The sequence below is a fragment of the Rhizobium mongolense subsp. loessense genome (assembly GCF_900099775.1).
Classification (GTDB): domain Bacteria; phylum Pseudomonadota; class Alphaproteobacteria; order Rhizobiales; family Rhizobiaceae; genus Rhizobium; species Rhizobium loessense.
Map to the genome: position 1 here is coordinate 1,470,433 of NZ_FMTM01000001.1, position 21,265 is coordinate 1,491,697.

The following is a 21,265-nucleotide window of genomic DNA, read 5'->3' on the forward strand; positions in this document are numbered from 1 at the left end:
GAGCCCTCATCCTTGGGAACGAAACCGGCTGCGATCGATGCGCAGCCGGTCAGATCGTCGGACTTGGACTAGAGCCCACCGTCCATCAGGTCTTTGACCTTCTTGGCCGCGTCGTCCGCTGCCTGGTCGACGGTCATGGCCCCAGTCAGAGCATTCTGGAGCATGTCCGGGATGATGATGTTCATGATCTCGGGGGCCTGTGGCAGTGCCGGGAACGGGATGCCGTAAGGCAGCATCGAGGTCGTGACATCAAGGAACTTGATGCTGTCCAAACGTTCCTTCATCCATTTCGTCTTGAAGCCGTTGAGATTTCCCGGGTTCGAGCCGGCATAAGCCATCTTCAGTGACCATTCAGGGCTCGTCCACATGCAGATGATAGCTTTTGCCGCCGGCTCGTCTACCTTGCCGCCCTCCACATATTCGGGCTTGAGGATGTGAATGTTTGAGCCGCCAAATACCACGGCACGTTTGCCGTCGGGGCCAGTCGGGATCAGGCCGTACCGCATATTGTCGATAACGGTCTGCGCCTTTTCCTTGTCGGTGTCCGTCGCCTTTTTCTGCAGGTCGAGCATAACGTCGTAATCGGACGGATGCGAGATCATCATGCCGAGCTGGCCAGCCAGGAAAAGGGGCTGGTTGTCGGCCTGCTGGTTGGTCAGCGCCGAAACCGGTACCGACTTGTCGCGAACATACATATCGTAGGAGGCTTGCAATGCCGCCTTGCTCTGCGGGCTATCGAGCTCGACCTCCTTATAGGTCGGATCGGCGGTGGCTTCATCGAAGACGCCGCCCCCATAGGCCCACAGCTGCGGCATGAAGCGGTAGGGCGTATTGCCGGCATTTTTGCGAGCCACGAGGCCGTAACCGGCAATGCCGAGCTTGTCGTGGATCTGCTTGGAATACTTGACGACGTCCCCCCAAGTTGCTGGAGCCTTGTCCGGATCAAGGCCTGCACGCTTGAAGATGTCGGCGTTCCAGATGAACGCCATCGTCTCATTGTTGGTTGGAATGCCGTAAGTCACATCTTCCCAGGTTACAGCCTTCATGGCGCCGGGCCAGAAATCCTCGGTCGAATAACCTACATCCTCCGGCTTCAGAGGTTGCAAATAGCCCTTTGAGGCGAACTCAGTGCCGCCTAAGATTTGCAGGCGGACCGCCATGGGCGCGGCATTGCCAAGCAGCGCGGTGCGGAACTTGTCCAAGAGGTCGTTATAGGTGAGGGCTTGTTCCTCGAGTTCGATGTTTGGATAGGTCTTGCGAAAGGTCGCGAAGAAATCCTTGTAATACTCGCGCAGGAGGTCGGGGTCGCCCTCGAACACCCCCTGATACCAGAAAGTCAGCCGCCCCTTGTAGTCGAGGGGAGTGACCTTGCCGCAATCAGCTGCCGTGTCAAAATTCTGTGTGCCGGCAATGGAGCGCACATATTGCGGCGACCACTTGCTCAGGTCGACCGGCGCGCCGAGCGCCGACGCCGACATCAGTGATACCATCAAAGCAGTAGATATAGTGCCGCGCAGGACGGCACCGCCGAGTGAAATCCTCGTCATAGGGTATCCTCCAGGTTCTCCCATGCCGCTCTGCGTCGAAGCGAGCGGTCTTTGCTCCCCGGCCGCGGGATTTTCCACCCAATGTATCCCTTTGACCTTATCATACGTTTTCAGATCGTGGATTGCCTGTCAATAAGAGAAATCGTACATTGTTTACAGACAACTCGCGTGATATCTGAGCAGTGTATGTATCGATTGGGGATAGAATTGGCGGAAACAAGCGATTTTAAAGCACAGCCACCCGAAGGGATCGACGCTATCGGGGCTTCCAGCGAGGGTGCCTCGCTTTATCAACTGATCAGGGAAGATATCATCGAAGGGCGGCTCGCTGCCAACGAACGGCTTGTGGTCACCGATCTCGCCCGGCGCCACGGCACCTCGACCAACCCCGTGCGCGAGGCTCTGCAACTGTTGCGCGGGGAGGGCTTTGTCACCTTCGTTCCCAATCGCGGAGCGCGCGTCCGGCCCATTGATCAGGATTTTGTTCGGGACATCTACGAGATAGGAGTCTTGATCGAGCCGGCACTGACGCGATGGTTCGTGAATATGGCCACCGTCGAGGACATTGCTGAACTCGAGCGCATCCAAGGCTTGATCGAAGAGAACAACTTCGCCGACACGTTGAGGCACAGCGAGCTGGACACCGCCTTTCACACCGTAATGTACCAAAGGCACTACAACCGCCATGCCGCCGAGCTTTGGTGGAAGCATCGCGAAGTGCTTCGGGCCGTGAGCCGGCGTTTCAACTTCACGCTTGCTCGGCGTGCCGCGATCCTTAGCGAGCATCGCGAGCTCATCGCGCATGTAAAAGCGGGAAATGCGAACGAGGCAGGCGAACTCATTGCACGCCATGTCGAAGGCTCCGGCCGGCACATCCTCGAACACATGCGTGCGCGTAACGCCGCTCGGGCAGGATAGAATACCTGGCCCGGAATATCGCTATACCGACCACCTCAGATAAGGGCAGTTGAGATGAAAATCACCAGCGTTCGGCCGTGGCTCATCAAGTCCGATGCTTCTTATTGGGGAGAGTTTCTGTTCGTCGAAGTAACGACCGATGAGGGGGTGAGCGGCTGGGGAGAGATCACCACCACGACGAGGCTCGCCAATCGCGCCCTCTGCACGATCCTGAGGCAGATCGGTGCCGCTGTGACAGGCGAGGACCCGGCGCGTATCGAGTATTTGTGGCACAAGATATTCCGCAGCTTCACCTACATGGGCAGTCGCGGCGCCGCGGTCGAATGCGTGAGCGCCATTGACATAGCCCTCTGGGACATCCAAGGCAAAGTCTTGGGTAAGCCGATTTACGAGCTGTTGGGCGGGCCAGTACGCGATGAAATTGCGCTCTACACCCACCCTAACCAGGCTAAATTTACCAGCAATGAGGCTGTTGTCCGCGAAATTCGAGACATCGTCGAGTCCGGCCACACTGCGCTCAAGTTCGATCCTTTCCCCCAACAAGGCCGCACCGCCAACGGACAGCCTCGCGAACAGCGGGACGGCTACCTCGATGGCAGCATGACCCGCAAGGATGAGCGCGAAGCCGCCGAACTCACGGCTCTGATCCGCGAAACGGCGGGCTCTGATGTAGACATCCTCATTGATGCGCATGGCCGGTTCGACGTTCCCACTGCCATTCGCCTTTGTCGGAGCCTCGAGGAAGCTGGTCAGATCGACTGGTTCGAGGAGCCCTGTCCACCGGAGAGCCTCAACGCTCTCAGACAGGTCCGTGAGAAGGTCAGTGCCGCCATCTCGTGGGGCGAGCGCGGCCATACGAAGTGGGATTTCGTGCCGGTGCTCGAAAACAAGCTCGCCGACTACATCATGCCGGACGTCACCTGGACCGGCGGCATTACCGAACTCAAGAAGATTTCTGCCCTATGCGAAGCCTACTACATCCCGGTCTCGCCACATGACGCCGCAGGACCGATCAACGTGGTTGCGGGAGCGCAGGTGATGATGACCGTTCCTAACTTCTACAAACTCGAAACGTCAGAGTGGAACCTGGACAAATACGATCACCTCATCGACAGACCACTCGATGTTTCGAACGGGAGCCTTAAGCTTACGCCCAAGCCTGGTCTCGGCGTCGAAATGAACCGCGACTACCTTCAAAATCACGAGATAGAGCTGGATTAGCTAGCAACGCTCTACGCCGCCTCAGCGTGCGCGACGACGAGCCTCTCCGACCACAACGAGGATAAATCATGCCAGAGGCAGATGGAGCCGACGAGGCGCTCAATCGGGTGAACACGCATTCCAAGCCATCCGACCTTCGCATCACCGACATGCGGGTAGCCGAAATTGTCGGCGCGCCGTTCACCTCGGTGCTGCTCAAGATTTACACGAACCAGGGCATCGTCGGGCTTGGCGAGGTGCGCGACGGTGCCAGCGCCACCTACGCGCTGATGCTGAAGAGCCGGTTGCTTGGCGAGAACCCTTGCCACATCGATCGACTGTTTCGCCGGATCAAGCAGTTCGGCGGGCACGGCCGGCAAGGCGGTGGCGTATCGGCGGTTGAAATCGCGTTGTGGGATCTTGCCGGCAAGGCCTATGGCGTCCCTATCTACCAGATGCTCGGCGGCCGGTTTCGGGAGAAAGTGCGTGTCTACTGCGACACTGATGCCACCGTGCCGAGCGGCACCGAGACCGGCAGGCGCCTCAAGCAACGCATGGAGCTCGGGTTCACTTTCCTCAAGATGGATCTGGGGCTGATGCAGATCGCGGAGGTGCCCGGTGCGGTCGTTTTTCCTGCCGGCTCACTGGAAGGGTACCGCGACCACCCCGGCCGCGGCCCGCTGAAGACCGTTGAAGAGCGGCGCGTCCGCAACGCTGCGTACGATTTGCATAACGTCCCGCACCCGTTTACCGGCCTCCACTTTTCCGACAAGGGCCTGGACCTGCTTGAGCAATACATTGCCGAGGTTCGTGAGGTCATCGGCATGCAGGTTCCACTCGCGATCGACCATATCGGCCATATCTCCATGCAGAACGGCATTCGCCTTGCCAGGCGAATTGAAAAATACGTGCCAGCCTGGCTCGAGGATGTGATCCCATGGCAGTATACCGAGCAGTACCGACAACTGCAGGACGCAACCACGGTGCCGATCTGCACCGGCGAGGACATATACCTCAAGGAGGGCTTCGAGCCTCTGCTCAAGAGCGGCGGCGTCTCCGTTATCCATCCGGACCTGCTCACCAGCGGGGGCATCCTCGAGACCAAGAAGATCGGTGATATGGCGCAGGACCATGGTGTCGCCATGGCCATCCACATGGCAGAAAGTCCAATCGCCGCAATGGCCGCCGCACATGTCGCGACGGCGACCGAAAATTTCATGGCGCTCGAATACCATTCCGCCGATGTCGACTGGTGGGACGATATCGTCACCGGCCTTCCCAAGCCACTGGTGAAGGACGGGTTTATCACTGTTCCGGACAAGCCGGGCCTGGGGATTGACGACGTCGTCGACGAGATGATCTCGCAACATCTGCAGCCGGGTATCACCGGCATCTGGCAGCCCACGGATCACTGGGACGATGAATATTCCTGGGATCGCACCTGGAGCTGAGGCGGAAAGGAACGAAAATGAAGATCACCGATCTGCGCTGCGCCGTTATCGGCAAACACCCGATCGTCCGCATCGTGACGGACGAGGGCCTCCATGGCTTGGGCGAAGTCGAATTCACCAAGTCCTACCTCAAGCCCTGGGTGCTGCATTTCCGCGAGGCGCTGATCGGCGAGGATCCGACTGACGTCGAGAGAGTGATGCTGAAGATCCGCCAACGCGGCTCTTTCAAGCCCTACGGCGCGGCGGTGAGCGCTATCGAGCATGCGCTGTGGGATATTGCCGGCAAGGCCGCGGGCGTGCCCGTCTATAAACTGCTCGGCGGCAAGGTGCGCGACAAGGTGCGCGTCTACAACGGCTCGATCCGCCAGAAACGCACGGGCGACCGGCCGGAGGATTACGCCGCTGACGTCAAATGGATGATGGAGCAGCCGCAGAACTTCTTCATGGTCAAGCAAGGAATCTCGTTCCACTCCAACATGAAGGACACCATTGAGGGCTTCCACTACGGCGTGACGCAGAAGGCCGGCTATCACGGTGCCATGGATCAGGGCGTGATCAGCGAGCGCGGTTTCAATCACATACTCGACTGCGTGATCGCGATGAAGGAAGTGCTGGGCGACAAAGTCAGCCTGGCGCTCGACTGCGGTCCGGGCTGGATGCTGCCCGATGCGATCAAGTTCGCTCGCGCGGTCGAGAAGTACAATTTGATGTGGCTCGAGGACATGCTGACCGGCGACTATGTGCCGTGGGTCAATCCGCAGGCCTATCGGGAACTGACCATCTCCACCACGACGCCAATCCACACTGGCGAGCAGATCTACCTGCGGCACAATTTCAAGGAACTGATCGAGACGCAGGCGGTGCGCGTCATCGGCCCTGATCCAGCCGATGTTGGCGGCATTGCCGAACTCAAATGGGTCGCTGAGCACGCCTACATGCACTCGATCCTGATGGCACCGCACGGGGTCGCCAACGGCCTGCTAGGCCTCGGCGCGTTGATCAATGTCTGCGCCACCTTGCCTGCAAATTACATCGCGTTCGAATATCCGAGCGCCGCTGACCCCTGGTGGGAGGATCTGGTAATCGGCTTGCCACCGCAGATCGTGAAGGACAGCATGGTGGACCTACTGGAAGCGCCGGGGCTGGGCCTCGATATCGACGCCGAAGCGGCCAGGAGATATCTCAGGGAAGAGGATGCGGGCTTCTTCGACTGAACCTCCCTCCACCTGCACGACGTGAATCGTCTACGCAAATTACTGTGGAGGCAGGACTTGGGCTACCATCGCGACACTTCTCCAGACCGCCAAAATGAACAACGTCGATCCACAGGCCTAGCTAACTCAGACGCTTGATCGCCTCTCTAACGCATGGCCCAGCAGTAAGATTGAGGCGCTCATGCCTTGGAACCACGCCGCCTGAACGGTCTCGCTAGACGCTTACTCATTGGTTTCGGTTTCAGGATTTGTCCCGTTCGGGTCTTAAAACAGTCCACTGGACTGTTTTATCGGGCCGGCCCGAGCGACCGCTCACCCTTCAGGTTATGGTCCGCAGGACGAGGAGCTACCATTGCCAGCGAAGATGAAGTCTTCGCGCCAGCGATATTGCTCTCTTCTGGCAACGCAAAAAGCCCGCACGAGGCGGGCTTTTGAGTATGGTCCATTTGGAATTTGGTTGCGGGGGCCTGATGGCGCGGAGACTTGTAAATTTTCACCCTATGGCAATCGAGCCGCAGGCCTCCACGGTTTTCTGTGTTTGAAGCAAATACTCCCGGCGTTAACGCAGAAGGTGCGAATGTTTTTTAAACGAGCTCATTGGCCTGGGTCTCGCAGGCCGTGATCTGGTTGACGTGACGATCAAATTCTTCGTGGCCCATTGCTAAAATGCCATCAGATTTATTCACCTGGTATTTCACCGAAGCCCTTAAAGATAGCGACCACTGCAAAAGCTCCGTTAATCGATGACTCTGCAATTTCGTTGTCGCCAGGCCGTAATCGCCCCGCATATCAAGAAGGCAACGCTCCGCGCCCTCGCCTCTGCGACTGGAGCGACAGTGGTCGTTTGGGCACTGAGCCTGCTTGTTCCCGAACCTCCATTTTGGGTGGAATTGACCGCCGTGGCGTTAATATCGGCTGCTCTCACATTTCGGTTTCAATTGGCAATCTGTCTGCGCAACGACGCGCTTCGTGATACCCAAAAAGAACTTCAGTACGCGCTCCGTCATGATCCCGTCACGGGTACATTGCGCGCCAGCGAATTTGCGAACTCAGTCGAGCAAGCGATAGACCGCAGGCGCGTGAGCAGCGCGGAAAACCCGGATGGCGTTATGCTCGTTCTCAATGTCGGTAATTTCGATGAGATCGGTCGTCGCTATGGTCCGCAATGGGCCGACACGCTGCTTCAATCGATTGTTCGGATCGTACATTCTTCCCTGCGCTATGGTGATCTCGTCGCCCGCCTTGCCTCCGACGAACTCGGCATCTATTTGCCCGGCACAACAACGGAAAATGCCAGCGACATCTGCGAGCGCATCCGCGCGCGGGTGCAGGAAACCACGTTCACAGCCGGACAAGAGCGCCAGATATCGGTGACGGTGCGGCTTGGCGGTACCAGGGTCGAGGACCAGGCCGACTTTCAGGCACTTCGCGAGGCTGCTAACCGCGCCGCCCTCGCGGAGGAAGAAGCTGGCCCACCCCTATTCCGGGAGCTGTTCTCGTGACCGAGAGGGTTTAGGGTCTGCCGCGAATAATCGGGCTTTACGGTCTTTAGACCAGAGCTGCCTCCGGCGGCCGTCGTCTTATCCTTAACAGGGACGGGGAATGCAACCAGTTGTGTATCCGCCGACCGTCCGTCACCGTTTCCCATCGCGGCCGCGCGGACCTTGGCTACGAACGGACAGATTTGACCCGTCATCTCGCTACCCCGCCGCTATTGGCCTCGGTGGCCGCAACGCCGGCCGGGCTCAAGGCGCCGCAACGCCAGACGCTGTAGACCGGTTGGGTGTCCCAGTCATAGTAAAAGGCCGCTTTCAGCCTTCCCTTCTCCATCAGCTCCGCGAAGCTGCGGCGCACGGCACGGACCGCCACTTCCCGCTCGCGATCATCGACCGGGCAGGAAAGCGCGGTGTTGGCAATGCCCCATTCGCTCACCCAGCACGGCTTGCCTTCCCCTTCAGGCCGGCAAAAGTCGAGAAGCGTCGTCACATAGCGTGCAAGCGCCGCGTCATCTTTGCGCCCCGGGTAGACATGAATGCCGTAGCCATCGACCAGCGCATCGATCCCCCGCTTCCGCAGGAGTGAAATGAACTCGCCGGGTTCGAGCCGTTCCATGCCGCGGCGGTCGGCCTCGCCAGTGCCGACGTCGGAAAGTCCGGCCGAAATCAGAAGCGCGTCGCGGCTATCGACCGTCGCCCGCAATTCTTCCCGGGTGATGCGGAGGGCGCCGACATATGCGTCGAGCCCGCGTTCGAAGGCCGAGCGATTTGCGACTTCCGAAACGTTGCGCGGCGTCTGCCGCCCAGGTTTTTCATAGACGACGAGGTCGCCGTTGTAAGCGCTGTAGTTTATTTCATTTCCGGGCTCGACGGCGTCGATGCGGATGCCCAATTCGTCAATGCGGCGAAGCGCCGAGCGCAACTGCGCTCGGTAGAGATCGAGATCGAGATCCGAAAGCCGCTGAACATCCCAGATGCGGCCGAAACCGGTGCGAGAACGCGCCTCCGCGGGATAATAATCCTTGTTGCCGAGTTGGATCTCGAGGAGGATTTTCAACCCCCGCCGGTCCGCCATTTCGAGCGCTTCGATGCTCTTGTCCACCGGTCTCGACAGCGAAAGCCGGACATGGGTGATACCGCTTGCCACGATTTCATTCAGTACGCGCTCCTGATCGCCGCGAGAAAGCCAGGCTAGGTTTACGCGGTTGATTCCGATACGATCGGAGAGCACTTCGTCAGCGCCCGCCGGCAGCGCCGGGGCAAAGGCCCAGAGCACTGCCAGCGCGCAAGCAAGGCGCGCTCGCGTTTGCGCCAACACCCTCATCCGCTCAAAGTCCGACCTGCCCCAGAGCATTGCGGAAATTCGCCTCGCAAGCGGAATAACGGTCGATCACGGCCTGCGTGTCGATCTTGCCGAGGAAGTTGGCGAGATAGGCGCGCTTGTCCGCCTCCCTATTCCAAGTGGCTGCCTCGATATAGGGGAAGCCGATGAATTCCAGCATCTCCCGCATGCGGTCATCGACCGCGATCATGAGGGCAGGTGTGCCGGCCTGCATGCCGATGATGCAGCCGTGGAAGCGGCGGCCGAAGCAGAAATCGCGCGCGGACATCGCCCCGCGCCACTGGTTCGTATCGAAATAGACCAGCAGCTCGTATTTCCGCTGCCATTTCTCCGAATGCTTGTACTCCGTCCCTCCCGTGATGCGCCCGCTCGCGCGATCATAGACGATGTCATTATCGTCACCTGTCAGGGAGAGGCTGTAGGCAACCACTTCGTCCTGGACGACATAGCTTGCCACGCTGTCGGGCTTGAGCAGCGCATGAGCATCGACGATTGTATCGGCAACGCTACCGAGATAGCCGCCGAAGACGATCCTCTGGGCCTCCGCCAGTCCCGGATTGGCAAGTGCCGAAAGCGAACGCTTCATGTCGTTCGGCGAGAAGTAGAGCGACGGGCAGCCCGTCGGCTTGACGAACTTCATCCCCTGCTCCCTCAGGAATTCGGCGGTGAAGTAGCCACGCGTGAGGAAGAAACTTTCCTTGTTCCTCAGCACCTCCAGGAACTTGATCGTGCCAGCCGGCAGCTGATCCTTGAGGCCTTCCTTGCGCTGGATGCCGATGCCCATCACCACAACCGGCATCTTCAGCTTCGCGAAGATTTCCGCTTCGAGATCGGCGGAATAGCCAGGACGCAGCAGATTAGCGGAGGCGAAGACGCACAAATCGAATTCGCGGTTCACGCGCTCGTAAAGCTCGTTCGAGTCCCGATTGTTGGCGAGATGCCAGAACGGCAGATAGGTGACGTCATGACCGCGCAGGCTCTCAGCCGCTCCTTCGCCGATCAGATAGTTGCCGGTGTTGGCGATCTTCCTGACCTGCGAGATCAGGTCCTTCCTGGTCCTGGTTTCGTCGAAGTAGGGCCGATGGATGACGGTCGTGCCTGAGACGTCCGCAATCGTCCGCTGCAAATAGGATGGAATGCCCGTAAGCAAGATACGCATAACTGTCCTCTGAACCGAAAAGTGATGGCCCTCAGGCCGCTATAGACCGATGCCGATTTCACGAAGCGTGGTGCGGAAGGCGCGCTCGCGGTCGGAATAGCGGTCGACAAGTTCGTTCGTGTTGAGCTTTGCCAGATGATCGGCCACGAACTCGGCCCGGTTCTCGGCCTTCTCGACCTCGGTGATGTCGACGGCCGGTAGGCCGGTGAAGCCCAGCATCTCGCGCATGCGGTCGTCCACCGCCACCATCAGGCTCGGCACAGCCGCCTGCATGGCGATGATCGAGCCGTGGAAACGACGGCCGAAATTGAAGTCCATCGACGAGGCCCAGGCGCGCCACTGGTTGGTGTCGAAGAAGGTGCGAATCTCGAACCGCTGCGTCTCCCGCTCAGTGCCGGGATAGGCCAGATCGCCGATCATCAGGCCCGATGCGGAATCATAGACGCGTCCCTCGTCGTTAGGCGCCACCTTCATATCGAAGTGGAGGAACTCGTCCTGCACCACGTATTGAGGCACGGTGTCCCGCGGGGCCAGCGCGTTCGCATCAAGGATCGCATCCTGATCGCCGCCGAGATAGCCTGAAAAGATTGTCCGCGCCTTGCCGATGTTTACGCTCGACAGCTTCCTCATGGACCGGCGCATGTTGTCCGGCATGAAATAGACGGAAGGGCAACCGGTCGGGCGCACGAAGGAGAAGCCCTGGTCCTTCAGGAAGCCGGCGGACTCGTAGCCGCGTGTCAGGAAGTAGTGCTCACGCTCCTTTAGGACGGCCAGAAGCCGCTTCGTACCCTCCGGAAGATTGTTCTCAAGGTCCTTGCGGTTCTGCAGGCCGATGCCCAGCATGACGATCGGCATATTGAGTCGGCTTAGGACATCCGCCTCTGCGTCCGCGGAAAGTCCCTTGCGCAAGAGGTTTGCGCAGGTGAAGACGCAGATGTCGAAGTTGGCGTTAAACTCGTCGAATCCATTGCCGTTCTTGCTCAAATTGTAGAGATGCCAGAAGGGAACTTGCTTCGCATGTGGCGCGAGCGCATGCAGGGCGCCCTCACCGATGAGGTAGTTCCCGGTATTGCTGATGTTGCGCAGCTCCTGCAGAAACTCCTCCTTCGTTTCCGGCTGCTTCTGCCGCTCCGCATAGGAGACGGACAGGCCGTGGGCGCCGTTGGCAAGACGCGTGTAGTGACCGGGAATACCCGTCACGAGAATTCGCGGACGCATTCGACTAGACCTTTCTGTTTCAAAGAAGCGGCGCGGCAATCAGCCAATTGCCGCGACCACGGGATTTGCCGCCGCCTGCTCGCGAAAGACCGCAGCGCGGGACAGTGACGAATTCTTCACGGACCGATCGCTCCAAGAGATAAAATCCGAGAAAGAGGAAGCCCATGACCGGCGTGCGGCGGTCCTGATGCAGCCCTCCATGAGCGGAGCGAGCCTCTCGCGATTGCGCGCGACCTCTTCGATGATCCGCGCCATCTCCCTCACCACCTGAGGATCGGAAGGCGCGTTGATGAGTATGCCGTCCTCGCCGTCGGTAATGAGCTCGTCCACCGCGCCGACCGCGGTCGCGATGGGCACGCAGCCGAGTTGCTGCGCCTCGGCGATCATCAGCGGCGCGCCCTCCCATCGAGAGGGCATGACGAGAACGTCGGCCCAGCCCAGCGCCTTGATCAGATCCTTGCTCGCAAAGACGGGCGAGCGCACGTCGACGCCCAGGTCCTTCAGCCGTTCGCTCCAGGAGACCCTAGAATCGGCGAGGATTTCCCCTCCGATGGCCCGGGCTTCGAAATTGACGTTGGAGGCCCGCAGTTCCGCGAGCGCTGCCGCCAGCCGGTCGATCCCCTTCTGCTGATCGAACCGGCCCATGTAAAGAAGCCGCAAGCGGTCATCCCTGCGCTCGATCCGCCTGACGGCCAGAACCTCCGCCAGGGCCTTGGGCGGTACCGAGAAGCTCGCTCCGTTCGCGACGGCAAAGACTTTCTCGTGGGGGACGCCGTAGCTGTGCAGATAGATCTTGAGCTGTTCGGAGCAGGTTAGGAAGGCGTCGTAGCAATGCTCATGGGCAATCGCTGCGAAGGGCTGACCGGCAGGCCTCTTGAAGGCCGTGTTGTCCACGACGTGAAGATAGCAGGCCGTGCGCGTGCCTTCGGAGCGCAGTCGCGCGATGAGGGGATGGACGGCCATCACGTGGTTGTTGATGACCAGGTCGAAGCCGGAAAGCTGTCCCTTCAGCGCCTCCCAGTCGACCGAATGCCCCTCGTCGATGAAATCCTGTCCCAGGAAGGAGCCCGACCCTCCCCAGGCCGGAATTCCCGCGTCCCAGAAGTGAATGTAGTCGAAGCTGGAATCGAATTCATCGATCACATCCATCCGGGACGTGCCGAGCACGAAGAGATGAGTTTCGTAATCCGCCGCCTTCAATTCCCGGGCGGCTGCATAGACGACCTTTTCGGCTCCGCCGAACGAGGCATTCGGCACGAGCAGCGCCACGGTCCGCTTGCCCTCGCTATGGCCGAGCGGCAGGACTGGTGATCCTCCGACTTCCTTGCGCAGCGCCTTGTAGAGATCAGTGTAAGGCACGAGCCGGGCGGGACGCCAGGTCCACCGCCTGCCCGCCGTCTCGCGCAGGGGGCTCATGGCAATTGCGTTGACGCAATTGATCATCACCTGCTGAGGCGTGATGAGAGAGCGGCGCGGGAGGCTTCTTGGAAAAGGGAAGTGCACTTTCAGAACGGTCGATGTCGGCCATACCTGCTGGCTTCCGATCGAGGCGAACCAGTCCACAGCATTGTTCTGGACCACCTCCTGGACGAGCCGGATCGAAAGGAAAACGAGATCGGCGGGGCCGATTTTTTGCGCGCCCGCCCCATGAACGATCGGCTCGATCTTGCGCTGGGCGGCATCGTTGGCGAGTTGGACGAAGACGACGTTGCTGTTCTCGCTCAGGCGCTCAAGATGGGCAAGCACGTTCGGCAGCATGCGCGAACGCCGCAGAAGGTCGAGCGCCGCGCCGCTTCCGGCGACCAGGAAAGGCGGGAAATGTTCATTGTCGGGCTCGCCGATATTGCCCCAGAACGCCGGTATGATGTCGTCGAGGCGAAGCATCATCGGTGGCTTGGTAGGATCAGTGAAGAAGGAGATCGCCGTATCTTCCGTTCGTGCAAACAGGTAGCGCGGGCACTCCTCATGCTCGAAATCCACCAGCATCGGCCGCTGGAACAGCGGCCTGTGGCGCTTGCGCAGGAAGCTTACCGACGTGGCGCGGTCTCGATTGGCCTCCTTGAAGCGGCTCTCCGCCCTCAGCCTGTATTCGAAGACCGTGTCATGGCAGGGCGTGCCGACGAAACCATGCTCGATGCAGGACAGCCAGAACTCCCAATCCTCGAAGCCGTTCTGCCTGTCGTCGTTGAAGCGGACGCCTTGCTGAAAAACCTCGATCGAGATCATCGATCCCGTATCGCAGATGTTGTCGGTGATGCAGTGGACCAGTCGTGAATAGCGGTTGCCGTAGTGAGCGCGCCAGCTTACCGAAAATGTGTCGATATTCGTGTAGACCCACCCGCAGCCACTGGAGAGGAGGTGCCGGTAAAGCGTCTCGATGGTGCCGGGAAGGACGCGATTGTCGGCGTCGAGGAAATAGACAGCCTTCGTCTCTGGAAAGCGCTCGAGGACGAAGTTGATGGCGCGATTGCGCGCGCCACCCGGACCGGCGTTTTGGCCGAACACGACATGGACGGAAGGATGGGCCGCGGCGAAGAGCAACAGTTGATCGAACGTCTCGTGCCGTGGATCACCGTCGACCGAGACGACAATGACGATCCGGCAGCTGCTAACATTCGAGGCAAATACCGACTCGATCGCCTCCAGGGCAAGTGCCGCGTGACCGTAAAGGGGCATGGCCACGGCGATCAGGTCCGTTGGCTCCCTGTTACTGGACATCGGCGGCCTCCGTAAATTGTTTGACCAGCCTGAAGCCGGACACCTTGAGCCAGGAGAAATCGACCGAATCCGTGACTGCGCGGCTGAGGATCATCAGGTCCATCGGGCCGCGTGCCGGCTCGTCCAGCTGGATGTTGATGTTGACGACCTCACTGGAGCTGACTTCACGCCATCCGCTGAAGAATGCCGACGGCTTGGCCGCGCCCTTTCGCGCAAGCTCGGCCACTTCGGAACGCGCATTTGAATTCGCCGGTGCGATCAGGAAGCTGACCGCCGCGGGCTGACCTTCCGGATGATCGATAAAGGCGCTCGCCGAGAAGGATATCGTTCCGGGCTCGACGGCGCGACTGACCGCGCCTGCCGATATGCCACTCGGCAACGGGTGGCAGACAACAGCATGCTCATGCTCGAGGAAGCGCACCGTCTGGAATTCCGGGACGATCGGCGTGACCGAAACGTCCGCAATCTGCCTCAACGTACCGACCGCCAGGCGATAATCGACAGTGTACTGGCCTTCGAGCAGGCTGCTGGGCGCAATCATGTTGGGTGTTCTGGCGGGCTTTACTCCCGGCAGTCCCGTAAACACTTTGAACGCCAGTGGGCGCAGGTCGAGATCCGGATGCGGGAGTTCCGACCGCGCCGAATAGCGCTCGCCGGCGATCGGATAGCCGAGAGAAAGGCCGACGGTCTCCGGTCCGGTCGCGGAGATCCGCAGCCGAAGCGTGCGCGCAGCCCCTCCGCAGGCCCGGGGCAGCGAGAAGAAATTCCAGTTCGGCACGAGTTGCGCATAGGGTACGGTCCACTCGGCGACTCCTTCGCCGCTCTCGAGGCAGCTCAATACGACGACAAGCTCTCCGGTGATCCTGGGCACCGAGTGCAGGTGAAGGGCAAACCCTGCCACGCCAAGGCTGGATATTGGCAGCAGTTGCTCGACGAAGGCGGCGGCAAGCAATTGCCCGATCCCCTCGTCCTTTGGATCGGCGTAGGGATCATGGGAGAAAACTTCAGAAACCGGCTCCCAGTTTCGCGCCTGAAACGCATCTTCGAGCGCCCGGTAGTTTTCCAGCAACGTCTCGCGTTCCCGGCGCAGGATCGCAAGTTCCGAGGTGATTGAGGCGCTATACCGGGCAAGCCGGCCGACGCCGCCCTCGGTCAGCGCCCGCAGAAGCGGAAAACTGTCCGACTTATTTGCGAGATCAAGCCGCTGCATGGGAACCGCGGGGACAGTTCCCAGTGGTCCAAGCAGCGCCAGACGCTCCCGCAAATCCGCCTCGCCCTCTTCGGAAAAGGCGACGGCGATCAATGGAAAAGCATTCTCCAATGTCGCTGGAGGATGGCCATCAACATCGAGGTAAACAACCAGATGCTCGATATCGCTCCCTTCGAAGCATGATCGATCCCGGTCCGATGCCGCTATCAGCTTTCTCGTCACCAGTCGTTTCCCAATGCCGGAAGACGTCAATTCTTGCACGCGCGGCCTCTGAAGAATTATCTCGGAACAAAAAGCAAAGACGCCGAATAATCAGATATTTATCCAAATCATCCCGCGCCATATATAGGGAGCCTAACAACTAACATTGCAGTGCACAATAATAAAAATTAGCCGTCGTAAAGAAAAATATTTCATATATACTTTAAAAATCAAAGTAATGATTATGAATTCATCTCTGCATTGCGGCGAAGTAACTTTCCAGTCAATTTCTCAAGAAGATACTGTTGGCGATCGAGGCAGTCCGTGAGTCGAAAACGCCTCTCCACCGTCCGGCGCGCCGCGGCACGCATCCCAAAATGCCGTTCGGGACACTTCAGGGCGCCGAGAATGGCCTCAGCGAGTGCGTCCGTATCGAAGAAGGGCACCAACAGGCCGTTCCGGCCGGAGCGTATAACCTCCTGGACGGGCGCGGTGTCCGATCCGATGACCAGGGCGCCGCACGCCATCGCCTCCAACATCGACCACGACAAAACGAACGGATAGGTCAGGTAGAGGTGCGCGGCCGAGATCTGGAAAAGCTGCCGCAAAACCGAATGCGGCACCGCGCCGGGAAAGAGGATATTCTCCCGCGGTATATCAAGGGATTTGAGGAGATGATCCTTCCACGCCCCGCCGCCGGGCGGCGGCACACCATAGCTGACGCCATCTCCTCCGACGAAAACGAACAAAGCATCGGGGCGTTGACGCACAACCTTGGCGGCAGCCTCCAAGACCTGTGGAAATCCGCGATACGGCTCAAGGTCGCGCGCGACAAAGGTGACAATGGGAGAACGACCGGCGCTGAGCACACGCCCGTCCGAAAGCGTGACCGAAGTTGATGGGTCCGGTCGAAACCGCGCCGTATCGATCCCCTCGTGACATACCGAAATGCGCCCGCGGGCGTCGGCGGGGTACAGACTTCTCTGCCAATGGGTGGGGCTAATGCCGGCCTCGATGGCCTCAAGGGATAGGAGCTGCGCGATGTTGCGCAGCCGCAGCCTCTTGCGCGTCTCCAGATCGGGCTGATCGTCGGGGGAAAACCCGATGTCCGCCCCTTCCGATCGGTAAAAGAACTCGCAATACCCCAATGCGGGCACCCGCGGCAGCACGTCCTTGAAGAACATCATGCTTCCCCAACCGATATGGCCAACGACAACGTCGGGTACCAGCCCTTGCCGCGCCATGGCGTCGAGCGTTTCGGCAACGCGATGGCCGATTCGCGCATGGTGATCGGGAGTGCCCATGTGTCGGGCCATATGCGGATCTGCGCGCGGGCCGGATTCCGCTCGATGTCGAACGACGCGAACGGATGGGATCTTCTGGTCTATGGTCTCGGTGATGAGGCTGACCTCGTTTCCCGCCTGCGCGAGCTGAGCGGCCAAGGCAGCGAACTGACCGAAACCCCGGCGATGAACAAACGCCACGTGCATCGCCTTTAGCCCGCCCCTGCCAGGTGCACGGCATCACTCACCGCTTAGACGCCGTACCGCGAAGCGCTGCCCCAGGCCAGTTCGAGCTGGTGCAGCGTCTGGAAAGCCGTCTCAAGCATCCGCTGGTCCTGGTCGCCACGATTCACCGCGCGCTCATAAGCCATCGCTGCGTCGCGGAGATTTGCCCTGAGCTGGCGTCCCTTCGCTGTCAATTTGATGCGCGCCGACCGCTTGTCGCGCTGGGAGGCAACGCGATCGATGTAGTCGCCATCGCCAAGCTGCTTCAGATAATAGGAAACGTTGGAGCCGACATAATGCCCACGATCCAGAAGCTCGGCGACCGACAGTTCCGAATCGCCGATTGCCAGCAAAATCATCGCCTGCGCCGGCCCGATATCGTCTACACGGAGCTTGGTCAGCTCCGCACGGATCAGGCCCGAGAAGCGCCGGCTTGCCCGCTCCATGAGGCGAGCGAGCTCGAAATACGTAACCTGCTGGAGGTCCCCAAGCTCGGCACCCTGAGGAAGCCGGGGGTCTGTTTGTGCTGTCTGGCTTATTCGAAGACTCGGATCGTCATTCAGTTCTGCCAGCAAACTGAACACATCATTTTCTTTCATTCGACTCTCCGTTTCAAGATAATACTTCAAAATTTGAAGTAATATTCAAATATGCTTATCACCGCCGATCACCATGAGCTTGCACAAGCTCGCTGTTATGTGCCAGATTGGTCGACGCAATACTATCCTTAGGCTCAGTTACAACCAAATCTGTCCTCCAACAGATGGATCTAACGTTAACTCGAGGCAAATTTTCATGCATGAAGTTCAAAATGAGACACGAAGCAAGGGGCAAACCGGGGGAGTCCAAAAACAAGACAGCCCAAGGTTGCTGGTTATTCAAGCAAAGCGTGTATTTTTGTTTGGGTTGCTTTATGCAGCTGCACTAAGCGTGTGTCTGAACATATTACAACTGACGATGCCCCTGTTCATGCTGCAAGTTCATGACAGGGTACTCAACAGTCAGAGCATGGACACACTTGCAATGCTCACCATCTTGGCCGTCGGCGCCCTTGTGGTGCTCGGTGTTCTGGAATTCATCCGTGCCCTCTCGTTCCAAGCCATCGGAGGCGCGCTCGTGCGTCGGCTGAACATGCCCGTCCTGGCGGCCGCCGTTCAGGCTTCTGTCGATCAGGGCCTGTCGCGCGCGACCCAGTCGCTTCGGGACATCGCAGAATTGCGAAGCTTCCTGACCTCGTCAGCGGTCAGTGCGCCCCTAGACGCTGCCTGGTCACCGATTTTCCTCGGCGCCCTTTTCCTTTTGCATCCGCTTTTTGGTCTAATCGGAGCCGTCTCCGCCGCACTGCTCATTTGCGGCGGACTGGTCACGGACATGTTGACGCACCAACTCATCAAGGAAGCGAATCAAACAAATATCGAGGCCGTGTCCAGGATTGGCGCTTCGCTGCGACATGCCGAGGCCATCGAGGCGATGGGCATGCTGCCAGCTCTGGCGAGCCGTTGGCGCTCCCTTCAACTGCAGGCTCTCAGCGCCTTTGAAACGAGTGGGTGCAGGAGCAAGGCGATGTCGTCCATCACCCGCAGCCTGCGCTATTCCATCCAGATCATGACGCTGGCAGCCGGAGCCTATCTGGTGCTGGAGCAGGAAATCACGCCTGGCGCCATGATGGCATCGAGCATTCTTGTCGGGCGCCTACTGATCCCCTTCGATTCGATCATCGAGAATTGGCGGCAATGGGTGCTGGCGATCGCTGGCTGGCGTCGCCTCGAGGCCCTTCTCAAGGCGGATCTTGCAATCCGCCAAACGATGCCCACGCCACATTCGTCGGGCGACATTGTGGTCGATAAGCTCGTCTACGCAGCTCCGGGGCTGGATGTGCCCATCATCAAGGGCATTTCTTTCTCCCTCTCTCCGGGCGAGGTTCTTGGCGTGATCGGTCCCTCCGCGGCCGGCAAATCGACACTCGCGCGGCTGCTGGTCGGCATCTTGCGCCCCACGTCCGGCGGCGTCTTCCTCGACGGCAACAACACCTATCTCTGGGAGCGTGGCTCGTTCGGTCAGGTGGTCGGATATCTGCCGCAATCCGTCTCGCTTTTGGAAGGCACCATTCGAGAAAACATTGGGCGAATGGCGGACAGCGATCCCTACAAGGTGCTGGAGGCGGCGCGATTGGCCGACATCCACGAAATGATCGGACGCCTGCCACTCGGTTACGACACACCCGTCGGCGACGGACATCTGACCCTTTCGGGAGGGCAGCGGCAGCGCATAGCGTTGGCGCGCTGCCTCTACAACCAACCTCGCCTCATCGTGCTCGACGAGCCGAACGCAAACCTGGACTCGATCGGCGAGCGGGCCCTTATCCGCGCGATCCAACGTGCGCGCGACGACGGCGCCATCGTTATCATAATCGCTCACAGGCCAGCCATCATGCAGGTCGCCGACAAGCTGCTCGTGCTCGAAAACGGCCGCATCACACAGTTCGGACCGCGAACGGCTGTGGTTACAGCCACGATGCCGGGCGAACCACACCGCGAGGTAGCCGCAATATGACTGAAAAGAGGCCCCTTGCGGTCCGCTCCGATCTCTCCGAACGTCGCCTCCAGCGGCGTCAGCCGGCATCGCGGGATGTTGGCTACTCGAACTTGGAATTCGACCGGTTTGATAGCCGTTCGCCGCTTCGTCGCCTTGTCGTTGCGGGGCTCGCCACGATCCTTGTGTCCTTCGGGGGATTTTTTGCCTGGGCCTTTTCGGTCGAGCTCAGCAGCGCGACGGTCGCCAACGGCACGGTCATCGTCGATTCGAAGCGAAAGACTATCAGCCATTTCGAAGGCGGCGTGATGAGTCTACTGCTCGTTCAGGAGGGCGACAAAGTTTCCGCCGGGCAGCCCCTAATCGCGTTGGAGGATACGCGCGCCCGTTCCAGCCTGCAGTCGCTCCAAATCCGACGCATTGGCCTAATCGCGAAACTGGCGCGATTGAAAGCCGAGCAGACCGACATGCCGCAAATCAGCTTTCCACGCGATTTGGGTGACAGCCGGGACGATACGGTCGATGACGCCGTCAGGGCGGAGACGATATTCTTCGAAAAGCGGCGCGAGACCAAGGTCGGACGCGTCGAGGTCCAGCAAAAGACCATCGAGGAGCATATCGAACAAGCAACGTCGCTCGGCATCCAGATCCAGGCGACCGACCAGCAAATCGATCTCATGAAAGAGCACCGGACGGCGACGGAAACGTTGGCGAAAAAAGGCGCGGCACCGCGCACGCAACTCATCGAGATCGACTCCAAGCTAAGTGAGCTTGCGAGGGAACGGGGCGAACTCGTCGGCAACAAGGCCCAGGCAGAAAAAGCCGCAGCAGGCGCACAGCTTGCGCTGACCGGGATCGAAAGTGACTTTCAGTCGACGATTGCCGGCGAAATCACCACGGCACGCATCGATCTGGCGGACGTCGAAGAGCAGATCATCGCTTCGAAGGACGTGCTGCGGCGCCTTGAGATTCGCTCTCCGCAGGATGGCATCATCAGCAACATCTTGCTGCGCACCCCTGGCAGCGCGGTCACGCCAGGCCAGCCGTTGCTCGAGATCGTTCCGGAAAATGAGCCACTGCTGGTCGAAATGCGCGTCAATCCTCGCGACATCGACAGCATTTCCGTGGGCTCGCATACACAAGTCCGGCTGACAGCCTATAATCAACGCTCCCGCCTGCCGATGGAAGGCACCATTACATATGTCGCCGCGGACCAGTCGGTAGATGAAAAGTCAAACAGTGCGTTTTTCGTCGCGCGCGCAAAACTCGATCCGGCATCGCTCAAGGCAAACCCGGATGTCCACCTTTATCCCGGCATGCCCGCGGAGGTGCTGATCATCCACGAGTCACGCCGTGCGATCGACTACCTCACTTCTCCCGTCCTCGAGAGCTTCAATCGCGCGTTCAGGGAAGACTAGATTTCCAGGAAATTGGCATGCTGCACAGCAGAAATTGTTTCAAATTTTGAAGCTATTCCAAAGTAAAATATTTACATATTACTTTATGATCGCGGATATTATCGAAACAATGTGCCAATAATATTCAATTTGG

At 59.4% G+C, this 21,265-nt stretch carries 15 protein-coding genes and 1 pseudogene; 8 read left to right on the forward strand and 8 right to left on the reverse strand.

Going from position 1 to position 21,265, the window contains the following annotated elements:
- Nucleotides 1–68: 68 nt before the first annotated feature.
- Entirely contained in the window at nt 69–1,547 is a 1,479-nt protein-coding gene (locus tag BLP23_RS07445; RefSeq protein ID WP_092584153.1) for an ABC transporter substrate-binding protein, read from the reverse strand.
- A gap of 207 nt (nt 1,548–1,754) precedes the next feature.
- Here BLP23_RS07445 and BLP23_RS07450 point away from each other — a divergent pair, with 207 nt between their 5' ends.
- The 6 genes and pseudogenes from BLP23_RS07450 (at nt 1,755) to BLP23_RS07470 (ending at nt 7,832) form a co-directional block, all read left to right on the forward strand.
- Nucleotides 1,755–2,465, forward strand: coding sequence for a GntR family transcriptional regulator (locus BLP23_RS07450; RefSeq protein WP_092584154.1), 711 nt, complete (start codon nt 1,755–1,757; stop codon nt 2,463–2,465).
- Between the two features lie 54 nt (nt 2,466–2,519).
- A complete protein-coding gene (locus BLP23_RS07455; RefSeq protein WP_092584155.1) occupies nt 2,520–3,686 on the forward strand; it encodes a mandelate racemase/muconate lactonizing enzyme family protein in 1,167 nt (388 codons plus the stop codon).
- Between the two features lie 68 nt (nt 3,687–3,754).
- Nucleotides 3,755–5,116, forward strand: a complete 1,362-nt coding sequence (locus tag BLP23_RS07460; RefSeq protein WP_092584156.1) for a mandelate racemase/muconate lactonizing enzyme family protein — start codon at nt 3,755–3,757, stop codon at nt 5,114–5,116.
- Nucleotides 5,117–5,133: 17 nt separating this feature from the next.
- Nucleotides 5,134–6,330, forward strand: coding sequence for a mandelate racemase/muconate lactonizing enzyme family protein (locus BLP23_RS07465; protein ID WP_092584157.1), 1,197 nt, complete (start codon nt 5,134–5,136; stop codon nt 6,328–6,330).
- A 46-nt stretch (nt 6,331–6,376) separates the two neighbouring features.
- Nucleotides 6,377–6,535 (forward strand): annotated as a pseudogene (locus BLP23_RS33010) (transposase domain-containing protein); the annotation flags it as partial.
- A gap of 538 nt (nt 6,536–7,073) precedes the next feature.
- The gene (locus tag BLP23_RS07470; protein ID WP_092584158.1) at nt 7,074–7,832 is read left to right on the forward strand and encodes a GGDEF domain-containing protein; all 759 of its coding nucleotides are present in this window, start codon (nt 7,074–7,076) and stop codon (nt 7,830–7,832) included.
- Nucleotides 7,833–8,022: 190 nt separating this feature from the next.
- Here the strand turns inward: BLP23_RS07470 and BLP23_RS07475 are convergent, their stop codons facing one another.
- The 7 genes from BLP23_RS07475 to BLP23_RS07505 form a co-directional block, all read right to left on the reverse strand.
- Nucleotides 8,023–9,150, reverse strand: a complete 1,128-nt coding sequence (locus tag BLP23_RS07475) for a glycoside hydrolase (RefSeq protein WP_233426643.1) — start codon at nt 9,148–9,150, stop codon at nt 8,023–8,025.
- A 4-nt stretch (nt 9,151–9,154) separates the two neighbouring features.
- A complete protein-coding gene (locus BLP23_RS07480) occupies nt 9,155–10,327 on the reverse strand; it encodes a polysaccharide pyruvyl transferase family protein (RefSeq protein ID WP_092584160.1) in 1,173 nt (390 codons plus the stop codon).
- 39 nt (nt 10,328–10,366) lie between these two features.
- Complete coding sequence (locus BLP23_RS07485) at nt 10,367–11,545, reverse strand: polysaccharide pyruvyl transferase family protein (RefSeq protein WP_092584161.1); 1,179 nt, start codon at nt 11,543–11,545, stop codon at nt 10,367–10,369.
- Between the two features lie 39 nt (nt 11,546–11,584).
- The gene (locus BLP23_RS07490; RefSeq protein ID WP_092584162.1) at nt 11,585–14,263 is read right to left on the reverse strand and encodes a glycosyltransferase; all 2,679 of its coding nucleotides are present in this window, start codon (nt 14,261–14,263) and stop codon (nt 11,585–11,587) included.
- Nucleotides 14,253–15,734 (reverse strand): DUF6212 domain-containing protein, encoded by a 1,482-nt coding sequence (locus BLP23_RS07495; protein ID WP_092584163.1) that lies wholly within the window; start codon nt 15,732–15,734, stop codon nt 14,253–14,255. Before BLP23_RS07495 ends, BLP23_RS07490 begins: the two co-directional genes overlap by 11 nt.
- A 182-nt stretch (nt 15,735–15,916) precedes the next feature.
- On the reverse strand, nt 15,917–17,164 hold the full coding sequence (locus BLP23_RS07500) for a glycosyltransferase family 4 protein (protein WP_092584164.1): 1,248 nt from the start codon (nt 17,162–17,164) through the stop codon (nt 15,917–15,919).
- A gap of 44 nt (nt 17,165–17,208) precedes the next feature.
- Complete coding sequence (locus BLP23_RS07505) at nt 17,209–17,781, reverse strand: MarR family winged helix-turn-helix transcriptional regulator (protein WP_092584165.1); 573 nt, start codon at nt 17,779–17,781, stop codon at nt 17,209–17,211.
- A 196-nt stretch (nt 17,782–17,977) separates the two neighbouring features.
- Between BLP23_RS07505 and BLP23_RS07510 the strand changes: the two genes are divergently transcribed.
- Nucleotides 17,978–19,735 (forward strand): type I secretion system permease/ATPase, encoded by a 1,758-nt coding sequence (locus BLP23_RS07510; RefSeq protein WP_092584166.1) that lies wholly within the window; start codon nt 17,978–17,980, stop codon nt 19,733–19,735.
- The gene (locus tag BLP23_RS07515; protein ID WP_092584167.1) at nt 19,732–21,132 is read left to right on the forward strand and encodes an HlyD family type I secretion periplasmic adaptor subunit; all 1,401 of its coding nucleotides are present in this window, start codon (nt 19,732–19,734) and stop codon (nt 21,130–21,132) included. Before BLP23_RS07510 ends, BLP23_RS07515 begins: the two co-directional genes overlap by 4 nt.
- Nucleotides 21,133–21,265 lie beyond the last annotated feature (133 nt).